The following is a 13,486-nucleotide window of genomic DNA, read 5'->3' as shown; positions in this document are numbered from 1 at the left end:
AAGAATTATTATAAGCTTAATTAACAATTAACCAAGTCAACTTTTAAGTAAAAAAAACCCTCTAAAAGAGGGTTTTTTTTATTTGTAGCTTAAGAATTAAAATTCTAATCCTAAAGTTACTCCTACTTGCCTTCTTGGGACTATTTCTAGCCAACCAAATGCTCCGGCATCAAAAGCACGACTAACTCTATTGCCACTTTCTAATACATCTGTTCCGTAAAGAACAGCTTTAAAAGTACCATTATCTGTAGGCTTAAGCCATGTTGCAGAAACATCAAGTGATCTATAGTCTTCAACAATAATCTGTGGGCCAGTTTGGAAACTATAAGTTTCCCATCCTGCTGTACCATAGACTTCGTCTTTATAACTCCATCCTGCACTTAGCGTTAAGTCTCCACCAAAAGCCTGCGAATCATGCTCAACGGTTAAGTTTGTTGTTAATTCAGGAGCATAAATAAGTTTAGCTTTACCAGAAATATCACCATATATACCCATTTCATACTTATTATATTTAGGATCCATAGTTCCTATTGTAGCTCGTATTGTAAGAGAGTCAGTGGGGGTAGCTACCCCTTCAAATTCCCAACCATCAATAGATGCTTCAGCTACATTTCTAATGAATGTACATGTTTGAGTATTTGGTAAGCCACACTGGGTTCCATCAGTTACCACAAACGCCTGCTTATCACTATAATCTGTTTGGAAGAATGTTAAGTTTAACTGTAAGTTTTGCGAAGGGTTAGCACGAACACCAAGCTCTAATGTTTCTACTTCCTCAGATTGATATGGACCAACTGTATTACCACTTGTTCCACGCGCATTAAAACCACCACTTCTAAAGCCGGTAGCATGAGAAAGATACATCATCCCACCTTCGTAATTTCTTTGAAGTACTATTCTGTGGGATAGATTGTCATCAGAGAAACCAAGATCAAACATTGTTGGATTCTTTCTAGCATATTTATTCGCTTCAGCTTCTGGACCAAGTCCATATACTTGATTTGATATATCTTTTGTTTCATCTGTATAACGAGCTCCAACAGAAAGTGTCCAGTTATCATTAAAGTCATAAGTAACTTCTCCAAAAAGTGCTTCAGCTTCAGCAGCTTGTCCTGAAATAAAGTTATTGTTAGGACCAGAAAGAAGCTCTGTATCAGTTTCTAAGAAATATAAACCAGCAACAAAATTTAATGGACCATCATAGTTTGAAATATACTGGATTTCATGAGATGTTTGTTCGTAGGAATTCTCACGAATTACTGGATATAACACTCTAGGTGCACCCCAAGAACTAAAACCATTGTATTCATCAAATTCCATATTACCCATAATATATTTTAAGGTAAAATTATCACCTTCATGAACAACATTAAGGGTCATATTTTCTCCTGCTATAGTGCTTGTTATAGGCACAAGAGCATTTGAAGTTGTATAGCCAACTTTAGCTGATAAATCAGATGAGTTGCTTGCACAACCCCACGAGTAATACAAGCAAAAAATACTATCACTAGTTCCAGAGGCAAGAACATCCGGAGCTGTAGTATCATGATCATAGTCATCGTAGCTAAATGTAGCGGTTGTGTTGTCAGTGAAGTCGTATCTCACAGCTAAGCCAGTTGTTGAAGAGTCTCTCCAATCACGCCTTTTATTAACTGTAGTATTATAAAGATGAGAATCTTGAGTTAATTCTCTAGCACTTATCTTAATACCACCATTTTCACCTAAAGGCATGTTAATAATGGCTTTCACATCTTCTCTATTATTAGCAGCAGATGTTACTTCCAATTTAGCCCCAAATTTTCCAGTTGGTTGGGATCTAGTAATATTAATTACTCCCGCAATCGTGTTACGACCGTAAAGAGTTCCTTGAGGTCCACGAAGAACTTCAACTCCTTCTACATCAAAAAAGTCTAATACTGCACCACCATTAGAAGCCATAAAAACGCCATCGATAGAAATTCCAACGGTTGGCTCATAAGTCTTTTCTAGATCATCAAAAGCCATTCCACGAATTGATGCACCTAGGGCACCTCCTGCTTGAGTAACTTCGTGCAGTTCCACATTTGGAACTAGTTTCGCTACATCTAGAACTGTTTGAACAGAGCCTCTTTCAAGTTGACCTGCGCTTAAAGCTGAGACAGCAACAGGCACATCTTGAAGTGATTCAGCTCTTTTCCTAGCTGTTACCACAATCTCTTCGACACCACTAGCTTCTGCTTCATCTGCAGAGAAAGTTTGTGTAGAGAAGGTACTGACTAGGATCAAAGAAAAAAAGCCTAAAAGACTTTTATTTATTATTTTCATTATTTTCCCCAAATTGATATTAATACTTAGTCATTATGCCAGTCTTTAATAAAAAAGACAGCCCTGTTTGTTTTATGCAACTCACAGTATCGTATGAAGTACTTTGAAAAAAATTAACCTTTTATTAACTCAAGTAATTTCAATTTAAGATATGCCATTAACGAGTCTTTGCTAAAAGTCTTGCTTCCGTTTACATGATGGCTTGCCATTCCTTCCATTAGGAACTGAGTTAAATCCATAGCTAGTTCAAATTTGTCTGGTTTAGTCTTCCATTCTGGAAATAAAGTAAGAACAAAAGATCTCCATCCGTCCTCTATTTCTCTTGTGGCATCATGTAATAATTTACTATATTGAGAGTCAGTTCTAGCTGCATTTCTCAGTTCTTGGAAAGCTATGTATTCTTTAGAAGTTAATAATTCCCAGTATGCCTCAAGGCCAGCTGCTTGCTCTAGGCGTTTAGTGTCAGGAATTGCATTTATTAGATCACTGAATACAAGTTTCCTTTTTTCTGAAAGATGAGTTATTAATGCTCTGATTAAATCTACCCTGGTAGGGTAGTGATGCATCATAGCACCCCTCGAGAGACCTGCCTTGGCTGCTATTAGAGCTGTAGAAGAAGCTGCATATCCTTCTTCTTTCAGACAGTCTACAGCTGATTCCAGAATACGAATTCTGGTGGATTCACTCTTTTTTTCTTGTGGGCTTAGAGGATTTCTCATCCCTTTAGTTCATCCTTACACCATAAAATTCCTCTTCTTAACAAATCATAAAAGACAGGTACATCCCATGATCCTTTTTCTATTTCAGGATAGAAGTCAGTAATAGGATCCATATCATAGTGTCCTCTGCAATGACCAAGAGTTAAGTATAGAACTGAGCCCTTACCAAGTTTATGTATATAAAATACAGGCCATCTCCTATTCTCCCATTCACTATCAACAAATCCTTCAGTTGTTCCACCCCATTCCTCTGTATGCAAAAGGATTTCTAGATCACCATGAATATCCATTAGATATAGTTCATCTGTTACTTCAAAAGGTTTTACATCTTTCACCAGAGCATTTTCTTGGTCAGCCACTTCTACCATGTAAGGAGCTATGGGTGGATGAGAGATAAATTGTGATCCAAGAGTTTCCATTAAGTGTGGAGCCCATCTAGGTGCACTTACTTGACCATTATCTAAAAACCTTAAGATTGAGTTTGTGCCATGAAGTGCATACCATTTTCCGCCGTTAGATACGAAGTCCCTTAAAGCTTCTTGTTCGTCTAAGCTTGGCATAACATCACATGTATAGGTAATAAGAAAATCTGATGATGTTATAGCATCAATATCTTTATAATCTTGTCCTACTTTTGTTCTTATTCGTTCATCTTCGGCAAGTAATTTTAGGATTTCGAGCCTAGCAAAATCAATATCATGATATTTTCCACCAGCGACTAGATATACGTTAATTTTTTTTTGTGCTTCCATTACCTATTCCTATCGTTTATTTTTAAAAACATAATCATCAATTGTTTCATGGAAGTGTCGGATTCTTAATTCTTGCGTTCCTAGCCATAAACCATCATAGCCATCGGAGTTCATTCCTTTCTGAACATGAGGTAGATTGTAAGCGTCTTGATCTAATACAACTCCGAGGGATTCTTCTCCGTGCTTAAATTGCCTATGAATAGGTCTCTCCACTTCAGTGGGAATCTCTTTAAAAGTTCCACCCATTCTTCTTTTTCGAGCTACTACTTCTTTTTTTTCTTCTGTATTCTTACTTTTAGAACCAGAAATATCTTGATTATCCGTTACCCCAGGTATTGTTGCTTCTGGTTGCATGAGATAATTTTGAAGATCAAATAAAGATTTATTAGGGTCAGTAGGATGAGGCCTTTGCCTGAATAACATCATCGACTCTGGATAAATATTGAGAGTGATATTAGGAAAAATTAAATAATGGAAATCATCGCTAAGTTGATCGTCATTAAGTTCTGAAAAATCATAACCCATGTCAGCTCCATGCTCTCTTCTTTGAAGTTGTATTGCTCTTCTAACTTCAGTTGCATCACCTTTAAATTTACTTGAGTCTAACCCAGCTTGTTCCATATATAGACGTAAATCATCAGAAATAGTTTTTTTATCTTCAAGGTGGGAGCTAGGTGTTCCGAAAGGGACAATATAACGATTATGTTTATCATAAACATCTATTTGTATGTCTAAATCTTCTAGCCAAGATGTCAATTCAGGATGAGTTTCAACTACATGATAAGTTTCATTAAATGCATCAACAGATGTTTTCCAGTTGTAAGGCATTTCAACCGTTACATCATTTACTAATTGCATGTTTTCAAAATGATAAGGATCAAGATGTTCAGGGATTATGCCAAGGAAGTCCATCAAAGGTTCAACATCTTTATTTAAACTAAACCAGGCAAAGCCTCCCCACGTATCACAAGGGATCTCTTTTAAGCTTAATTTTTCACACGGAGCACCTTGAGAAAAGGTTTCTTCATCAGGTACATTTATTAGAGTACCAGCTGAGTTATATGCCCAAGCATGAAAAGTACACTTATGTTGCTTCGCATTACCTAACGGAGAATGGACTAACTGATTCCCTCGGTGTTGGCAGACGTTATAAAAGGCTCTTATTTTAAGGTCTTCACCTTTCATTATTAGAATAGATTCATCTAATATTTCTGTAGTTATATAATCTCCTGGTTCCTTCAGATCTAGAAGAGGACTACCCATAAGCCAGATTTTTTTCCAGATATTTTCTCTTTCAAGGTCCATAAATTCTTGTGAGACATATCTATCTTTTGAAATAATGTCATGCCCATAATCAGGATCAATTTGTTTATCTTGATCAGAATAATATTCCCAATGCTTTGCCATAATATTTCCTCCTCATATAACTAGTTTAAGTGCCTAATAAATTTATTTTAATGTCTAATAATGAATCATAAATATAAAAAAAACAATACAACTTGTTTTTTACCAAGATGCTGCGACTAATGCCCCTCCATCTATTACTAATCCATGCCCTGAAACAAAGCTGCTTAAATCTGAAGCTAAGAAGAGTGCTCCTTTCGCTATATCTTCTGGTTGCCCTAGCCTTTTTAGAGCAGCTCTTTCAATCCAAAAATTAGTAAATTCTTCACTCGCCGCGATGGCATCTTTAGTCATTCCAGTTACTATTGAACCCGGTTGAATATAGTTAGCGGTTGCTTGTGAATTACCTAATTCAAAAGCAAGAGATTTTGTTAAGCCAGCAACGGCATGTTTAGATGCTGTATATGCAGGTAGATTTGCATCTCCTAAGCTACTCATTATGGAACCAATATTGATTACCCTGCCTTGAGAGCTATTTTTTATTAAAGTCATTAAAGATTTAGTGATCTCTATATTTGCATCTACATTAACTTTAAATACTCTAGACCATTCCTCCGAAGATACTTCGCTAATAGGTAAGTTTGAAATAACCCCTGCATTATTCATTAGAATATCTAAGCCACCTAGATACGTCTCCACATGGTTTAGTATATTTCTAGCTGCATCTTGGTTTGAAATATCTTGCACCAAGCCAGTAATTTTATTATTTTCTTTGTATATATTCTCTATTTCTGGATTCATATCAAAAGCTAAAACCTCTGCACCATTTTCCGCAAACAATAGAGCACTTGCAGCTCCAATACCGCTTGCAGCTCCAGTAATTACAGCTTTTCTTCCCTCTAATAAATTAGACATTTTTTTTCTCCTTTTCATTTTGAGCCCATTCCTGAGCCTCTTTACTAGTCAACCAATCAATGCTTTGACGTAAGAGTTTTCTATAAGTTTTATTTTTGTAAGTACTTGGACCATCTCCCATCTGCAGGTAGACAATTGGACTATTTTTATATGATTTAACCCATGCTACATGGCCAAGTCCAGGAGGGTGATCCCAATTATCATTATTATACATCTGACCATTAATAGCGTTGTTTGCTGAATAGAAGTTTTCTTTTTCAAATAAATAATCACTTGTTAAAAGAGGGTAGATCGAATCTTCAAAGATTTCATAAAGATAGACTTCATCAGTAATCTTAATTTCTTTAATTCCTTCTGTAATTGGATGTGGATTTACAACTTTAGCAACGTGCGTTATGTCATGACGGTAACCAGAATCAATGGTAAGTTTGCCTCTTAGCTTTTTTTCTTTGTATAAAAATTTACCGCCTATGATTTCAGCGTATTGATCCCATGCAGGCCATCCAGCTATTGAGTGATGTATAAACAACATTGGCTTTCCTTCTTCTAAGAGTTGATTAAACCCTTCTTTAAAATCCTCATTTGGGTCTATTTCAATATTATCTTCTGGCAAATCAAAATTCATTCCTGGCATGTCGTAAAAACAAAGTAAATTGTAATTAACCGCATTATTTGGATTAAGAATATGTTCCGCTGCAGGATGTTCTATATGAGTATATTCAATCTCAAGTGAGTCATACATATCAAAGAATGGACCTCTCTCAAAAGGATGACCTTTCGTAATCAACAACGCATTAATTTTTTTCATCCGAATATGAGTTAGCAAATATCTCTTAATAAGGCTGTATCAAGGAATTCTCTTAATTCTATTATTAATCCGTCTTTTACTTTCCAAATATGACAATATTCATTATTGTAAGGTTTGCCTGAGAGTGTTGTGGCTTCTCCATCAGCTATCGAGATAACCCAATCGCCGCCGTCAATTACTTTTTTAACATTTAATTTTATAGGACCAGCTAGAAGAGCCATTACGTTTCCTACTGTTGCAAGGAATTCATCTTTACTGAATGCTTCCCCTGATAGAGAAGTACTTCCGCACATCTTAAAATACATATCTTCAGCGAGCAAACTTTCATAATTTTCAAAGTCACCATCGCTTAACATTTCTAAGGCTTTATTTATTGTATCTATTGCTTTCATTATATTGTTCCAGATTTATTTCTTTATATTTAAAATTTTAAGTTGAGTAAATTCCCTCAAACCTTCTTCTCCCCATTCAACTCCTAAACCTGACTCTTTGGCGCCAGATAAAGGAATATCAGGGCCAATTGCAGCATGTTGATTTACCCATACAGAGCCAGCTTCCAGTTTGATTGCTACTTCTCTAGCTTTCTTTATATTTTCACTCCATACCGATGCTCCTAGCCCATATTTTGAACTATTTGATAAATCTATTACTTCATCAATATCATCATATTTTATGATTGGAAGAATAGGTCCAAACTGCTCTTCATCAACTAACTTAGCTCCATCCTGAATATCTTTAACAAGGGTTATGGGAATAAAGTAACCAGGTCCCTCAAGAGGCTCTCCTCCAGAAATTATATTTCCTTTCTGCTTAGCTTCTTCTATATAGCTTTTTACTTTTTCATATTGATTCTTATTTTGCAAAGGGCCAAGGTCACTTCCTTGCTCAAAGCCATCTCCTACTTTGGTGCCGTCTGCTATCTTTTTAAGTTCATTACACATTTCTTCATAGATGTCTTGATGGACATAAAGCCTTTTTATCGCTGCACAAATTTGTCCAGTATTATTCATAGAAGAATTAAAAATATCTTGGGCTATTTTTGAGGGTTGAGCATCTGCCATAACAATTGCAGGATCATTTCCGCCAAGTTCAAGTGTAAGTCTTGTTAAAGTAGAGCCGCTATTTTCTGCTACCTTTTTTCCTGTAAATGTTGAACCAGTAAAAGATATTTTTGCTATATCAGGATGCCGAGTAATAGTTGGACCTAGTTCATTCTCATCTGTAATTATATTTATTAACCCTCTTGGAATAATTGGCTGCAGCAGTTCCCCAAAGAAGCATGTAGAAATCGGTGTGGTAGGTGCCGGCTTCAGTATGATGGAGTTGCCCATTAGGATTGCTGGAGCCGTTTTATATACTGCTATTAAAAAAGGAAAATTCCAAGGAGCTATTGCAGCAACAACTCCTAAAGGTAGTCTGTGAATTTCTATAATAGAACTATCGTCATCTTTTAGTAATTGATTATCTAGAGATTGATTAGCAAAATAATTACAAAACGCTTCTGCAAATTGAACTTCACCTTTAGCAGCTATAAAAGTTTTGCCTTGTTCTAAGGTAAGAATTCTGGCTATCTGATCTCTATTATCTTTAATAACATTGGTTATTTCATGAAGAACTTGTTGCCTTTCTTCAATCCCTATTTTAGCCCAGAGTTTTTGACTTTTTTTAGCTGATTCAATAGCAAGGTCTAGTTCTTTATTTGTAGCTTTGGAACAAAGAGCAATTATTTCTTCATTAGCAGGATTTATAACTTCAATAGATTGCTCTGTTGTTATAAGTTCTCCATCCAACAGGAGTTTATATTTTTTAATATCTTTAGACATTAAGGTTTATTCCCATTCTTCAATAAATTTATCCAGCAAAGGTTCTACCTTGCAACTTTCTGGAATAGAATTATTACCAATGAGCTTGTCAATTTCTTGATGTGTGTAATAAATTCTTCTTTCTTGATAGTTTAGTGGAATTGACTTGAATCCTAGAGATTCTAAGGAATTTTGTATCCAAGGTAGGTTTAAGGTGTCTTCAGAAAGTATTTCATCAAAAACATCCATTCTTGTTTCCCATTCTTCTAGATTTGGATTATTGCCATCTCCCCAATCTGGAGAGAACCAATGAACATCCATTCGACAGGTATTTAACGTTTCCGGCCAAAATTGTAAGAAAGGAAAACCTGTATGATTCAATGGAGTCACTAAATTAGGAAAAACATTCAAAGATAAGTTATTCTGCCTTGAAAAATCTCTGACGGTGTCTATTTCAAGTGGAGGTAATTTTCTAACAGAAGCTTCTTTGAAATCAGTCTCATCTTCCGACTCTTCATTTGATAAAACAGTTAATCCATCAGAAGAAAGGTTTTGTCTATTAGGAGTGGTCATAACTGAATGTCCGTTTTTTAAAAGGGCCATAACTGCCCCTCTATGATCAAGTAATTCAGATACAGAATAAGGATGAACAGTTTTAAGATGATAGACTTCCATAAAAGCATCTTGGCAAACTTTCCAATTACAATTTACTTGCCAGCTTCTTTTACCAACATATCTAATTGTAGATAGTTGAAATTGTTCCATAATTTTGTTTACAACCCCTAAAGAGTCTAAGAGGGATTTGGAATCAGGGTTTTGATTTATAAAGATTAAGTTACCCCAAAGTTCACATTTTATTTCGATAAGGCTGTTACATTTTTTATCTAAATTACTCCAATCCCTTTCATCAGGCACAAAACTTAATTCTCCATTCAACTCATAAGCCCAACTATGATATTGACATACAAACCTTTTAGTATTTCCTGTTGCTTCTCTAACTACAGCTGAACCTCTGTGTTGGCAAGTATTGTAAAAAGCTCTAATTATTGAATCTTGTCCTTTTACTATAATAATCGGTGAGCCTCCATCTTTCCATACTAGGTAATCTCCAGGGTTTTGAATTTGATCAATATGAGCTGCATAAAGCCAAGATTTATCCCATAAAGCTTTTTTTTCTAATTCAAAAAAGGCAGGATCTATATATCTTTCTGCTGGTAGAGGAGGGAGGTCTATGAAGCCTTTAGGGGGTGAATCTTTCCTGTTAAGTTCAAACTTTGATCTTTTAAGTATCTCTTCTTCTATCTGTTCAGCTAAAAATGAAATACCCATAACCTATCTCCAAGAAAACTACTTAGGATTTTCTATCTTTTCCTTCAATATTTTTAAGAATTCAGCTCCAACTGCACCATCAATTATCCTATGATCGCATGATAGAGAGACACTCATTATATTTGCTGAGACTGGTTTTTTATTTTGAGATATAATTTTTTCTACGCCCGCCCCAATTGCCAAGATAGCTCCTTGAGGAGGATTGATAATAGCTTTAAAATTAGATATTCCATAAGATCCAAGATTTGAGACACTGAATGTTCCACCAACTATTTCATCTCTTTCCAATTTTCCTATTTGAGCCCTTTCAGCTAGGTCTTTGACTTCTATAGCTATTTCCTGTGGTGATTTAGTATCTGCTTTTCTTAAAATAGGAGCTATTAAACCTGAATCTGTAGCCACAGCTAAAGAAATATCCGCATGCTTAAAAGTCCTTAATTCATCATCTATAAATTGTACATTTGCTCTAGGCTCCAATATTAATGCTTTAGCCACTGAGTAAATAATTAAATCATTTAGAGATAATTTATTTTTGTCATTAGACATAGCATTCTTCATTTCTAATAGAGCATCTATATTAAACTCGCTAGTAAGATAAAAATGTGGAATTGTTTGCTTAGACTCAGTTAATCTTGTAGAAATGGTTTTTCTCATGCTACTTAGAGTTGAGGATTCAAAAGGATTATTTGATGATTCTTCCTTGGGAGCTAGGCTTTCGCCTCTGCTTGCTGCTTCAACATCTTCTTTTGTGACTTTTCCATTCCTACCTGTTCCGGCTACTGAGGTAAGATCAACACCTAGTTTTTTTGCCAGTCTTTTAACTGCCGGATTTACTTGCCCTTCACCAGGAGCAGAAGTTTGGGTGGGGATATTAATGGACTTAGCAACGCTTGACCCTGAAGCGGAAGGAGTGGATAACTCAATTGGCTTATAAGAACTAATAAATTCATCTATTTCATCGGCTGAAACCTCATCATTTGCAATTATGCCTATAAGTGAGCCTACAACTAGAGTTTCTCCTTCGGGAGCTATAAGTTTCTTTATAATTCCTGATGTAGGGGACTCAAGTACATTAACTATTTTTTCTGTTTCTATTTCTGCAATCTCAGTTTTCTCCATAACTTCATCACCTTCTTTGGCATTCCATTTGACAAGAGTTCCTTCTGTCATTGTGAGACCCCATTGAGGCATAGTTAACGGTTGAATATTTTGAGACATTTCTTCCTTAGCTGATTATTTAATTAGAACCTAGAACTTCTCTACAAGCTACTAATATATCGTCCACTTGAGGAAGAAAAGCTTGCTCAAGAGCTGGAGAAAATGGAACAGGTGTATGAGAAGCAGTCACTTTTTTAATAGGAGCTTTTAGGGCTTTAAAAGCTTTTTCTGCAATGATTGAAGAGATATCAGATGCTATACTGCATCTTGGTGTGCTTTCATCAACAATAACTACCCTTCCTGTTTCTTCAGCAGATGCAATGATAGATTCTTCATCAAGAGGAGAAGTAGTTCTAGGATCTATTACAGTACAATTTATTCCTTCAGCTTCAAGTTTCTCAGCAGCTTCTAACGCTTTTGGAACCATTGCAGAAAAAGCAATAATTGTTAAATCTTCACCATCTTTAAGCCAATTAGCTTCTGCAAAAGGTATAGTATATTCACCGTCTGGAACTTCACCCGTCATGCCATAAAGTAGTTTATGCTCACAAAAAATAACAGGATCATCATCTCTAATAGCCTGGATTAATAAACCTTTTGCATCATATGGATTTGAAGGCATTACCACTTTCAGGCCTGGTACAGATGTAAATGTTGAAAACATGGTTTGGGAGTGCTGCGCAGCAGCACTTAATCCTGCACCGACAGCTGTCCTAACAACTAAAGGAGTGGTTGCTTTTCCTCCAAACATATATTTAAATTTTGCTGCTTGGTTATAAATCTGATCAAAGCATACCCCCAAGAAATCAACAAACATAAGTTCTGCAACAGGTCTGAGACCTGTCATTGCTGCTCCTGCAGCTGTACCTATGATGGCAGATTCAGTTATAGGAGTGTCAATAACTCTACTTCTACCATATTTTCTTCCTAGGCCAACAGTTGTTCCCCAAATTCCTCCAATAGCTTCAACGTCATCTCCTTGGGTTCCTGCCCCTCCAGCTACATCTTCTCCTATTACAATAACAGTTGGATCACGTTCCATTTCTATATCTAGTGCTTCACGTATTGCTTCCGTATAACTTTTTTCTGGCATTTTTTTTCCTGTTTATTTAAATAAGATTAGTAAGAGATATATACATCAGTAGTTAATTCAGATACATCTGGTAGAGGAGCGACTTTCCCTGATTCAGCGCAACTTTCTATTAACTCTTCAACTTCTGTATCTATAGCATCTAATTCAGCATCATTTATATCATGATCCGATGTTGCTTTAGCTCTAAATATTTTTAAACAATCTTTATTTTCTCTTAAATCGTCATGCTCGCCTTCGCCTCTATAATTTTCTGGATCTCCAATGAAGTGGCCTCCATATCTAACAGCTTTGGCCTCTATAGCACATGGTCCATTGTCATTTCGGGTTTCTTTAACAGCTTTATCCATAGTTTCATAGACATCAAAGAAATCTGTACCATCACAAGTGTAAGCAGGCATTCCAAATGCTGCAGCTCTTCCAGCTATATCATTTGACCCAACGGCGTACTCTGCTCCGGTATGTTCTCCGTAGCCATTATTTTCAAAAAGAAATATTGCAGGAACTTTCAATACAACCGCCATATTCATTGCTTCAAAAGTAGTACCTTGGTTTGATGCTCCATCTCCAGAAAAGGCAACGGCAACGTTCTTAGTGCCAAGAGTTTTAGCAGATAGAGCGGCTCCAACTACTGTTGGCGGACCGCCTCCAACAATTGCATTTGCTCCAAGCATGCCTTTACTTAAGTCTGCAATATGCATAGAGCCACCTTTACCTTTGCAGAGGCCATCAGCTTTACCCATGATTTCATGCATCATGCCCCTTACATCACAACCTTTTGCTATGCAATGGCCATGACCTCTATGTGTGCTTGCAATCTTATCTTCTATTGAAAGATGAGAGCAAGCACCTACAGCAACTGCTTCTTGACCTGCATAAAGATGAACAAATCCAGGTATATTTCCTTGAGTAAATTCTTTTTCGCATCTTTCCTCAAAAAGCCTTATAGTTTTCATGGTTTTATATGCTTCAAGAAGCAAGTTCTTAGAATAGGTCATGATTTTCTCCCTTTTTATAATATTAATTTTTCAAGCTCACCATTTTGCTCTAGAGCATACAAGTCATCGAAGCCGCCGACATGTTTATTATCAATCCAAATTTGCGGAACTGATGTTTTGCCAGCCTTTTCTGCCATTTTCTCTCTGAGTTTAGGTCTTAGATCTACTGGAATTTCTTTATATTTAACTCCTAATTTATTAAGCAAAGATTTTGCTTTATAACAGTATGGGCAAGTATAGGAAGTGTAAATAATAGTTTCTTTCATT

The 13,486-nt window shown here is 36.1% G+C and carries 13 protein-coding genes; all 13 read right to left on the bottom strand.

The features are described 5' to 3' along the window. Window positions 1–96 precede the first annotated feature (96 nt). On the bottom strand, window positions 97–2,304 hold the full coding sequence (locus P8J93_01685) for a TonB-dependent receptor (protein MDG2060510.1): 2,208 nt from the start codon (window positions 2,302–2,304) through the stop codon (window positions 97–99). Between the two features lie 113 nt (window positions 2,305–2,417). Beyond that, window positions 2,418–3,023, bottom strand: a complete 606-nt coding sequence (locus tag P8J93_01680; GenBank protein MDG2060509.1) for a TetR/AcrR family transcriptional regulator — start codon at window positions 3,021–3,023, stop codon at window positions 2,418–2,420. Then, window positions 3,020–3,775, bottom strand: coding sequence for a ThuA domain-containing protein (locus P8J93_01675; GenBank protein ID MDG2060508.1), 756 nt, complete (start codon window positions 3,773–3,775; stop codon window positions 3,020–3,022). The genes P8J93_01680 and P8J93_01675 overlap by 4 nt, the downstream gene beginning before the upstream one ends. Before the next feature lie 9 nt (window positions 3,776–3,784). After that, window positions 3,785–5,182: an aromatic ring-hydroxylating dioxygenase subunit alpha gene (locus tag P8J93_01670; protein MDG2060507.1), complete on the bottom strand. Its 1,398-nt coding sequence runs from the start codon at window positions 5,180–5,182 to the stop codon at window positions 3,785–3,787. A gap of 99 nt (window positions 5,183–5,281) precedes the next feature. Then, window positions 5,282–6,034, bottom strand: a complete 753-nt coding sequence (locus tag P8J93_01665) for an SDR family oxidoreductase (protein MDG2060506.1) — start codon at window positions 6,032–6,034, stop codon at window positions 5,282–5,284. Beyond that, window positions 6,027–6,842, bottom strand: a complete 816-nt coding sequence (locus P8J93_01660; GenBank protein ID MDG2060505.1) for a ThuA domain-containing protein — start codon at window positions 6,840–6,842, stop codon at window positions 6,027–6,029. Before P8J93_01660 ends, P8J93_01665 begins: the two co-directional genes overlap by 8 nt. Before the next feature lie 11 nt (window positions 6,843–6,853). Then, on the bottom strand, window positions 6,854–7,234 hold the full coding sequence (locus tag P8J93_01655; protein ID MDG2060504.1) for a nuclear transport factor 2 family protein: 381 nt from the start codon (window positions 7,232–7,234) through the stop codon (window positions 6,854–6,856). A gap of 15 nt (window positions 7,235–7,249) precedes the next feature. Then, window positions 7,250–8,665 carry an aldehyde dehydrogenase family protein gene (locus P8J93_01650; protein MDG2060503.1) on the bottom strand — a complete coding sequence of 472 codons (1,416 nt, stop codon included), beginning with the start codon at window positions 8,663–8,665 and terminating at the stop codon, window positions 7,250–7,252. A 6-nt stretch (window positions 8,666–8,671) separates the two neighbouring features. Continuing rightward, a complete protein-coding gene (locus P8J93_01645) occupies window positions 8,672–9,973 on the bottom strand; it encodes an SRPBCC family protein (GenBank protein MDG2060502.1) in 1,302 nt (433 codons plus the stop codon). A gap of 18 nt (window positions 9,974–9,991) precedes the next feature. Continuing rightward, window positions 9,992–11,191 carry a dihydrolipoamide acetyltransferase family protein gene (locus P8J93_01640; protein MDG2060501.1) on the bottom strand — a complete coding sequence of 400 codons (1,200 nt, stop codon included), beginning with the start codon at window positions 11,189–11,191 and terminating at the stop codon, window positions 9,992–9,994. Window positions 11,192–11,210: 19 nt separating this feature from the next. Then, complete coding sequence (locus tag P8J93_01635) at window positions 11,211–12,224, bottom strand: alpha-ketoacid dehydrogenase subunit beta (protein MDG2060500.1); 1,014 nt, start codon at window positions 12,222–12,224, stop codon at window positions 11,211–11,213. Between the two features lie 26 nt (window positions 12,225–12,250). Then, a complete protein-coding gene (locus tag P8J93_01630) occupies window positions 12,251–13,219 on the bottom strand; it encodes a thiamine pyrophosphate-dependent dehydrogenase E1 component subunit alpha (GenBank protein MDG2060499.1) in 969 nt (322 codons plus the stop codon). 14 nt (window positions 13,220–13,233) lie between these two features. Further along, window positions 13,234–13,485: a glutaredoxin 3 gene (gene grxC, locus P8J93_01625; protein ID MDG2060498.1), complete on the bottom strand. Its 252-nt coding sequence runs from the start codon at window positions 13,483–13,485 to the stop codon at window positions 13,234–13,236. Window position 13,486 lies beyond the last annotated feature (1 nt).

Source organism: SAR86 cluster bacterium, assembly GCA_029268615.1.
In the GTDB taxonomy this organism is placed as follows: domain Bacteria; phylum Pseudomonadota; class Gammaproteobacteria; order Magnimaribacterales; family Magnimaribacteraceae; genus JAQWNM01.
This window is presented reverse-complemented; position numbering and strand designations above follow the sequence as displayed.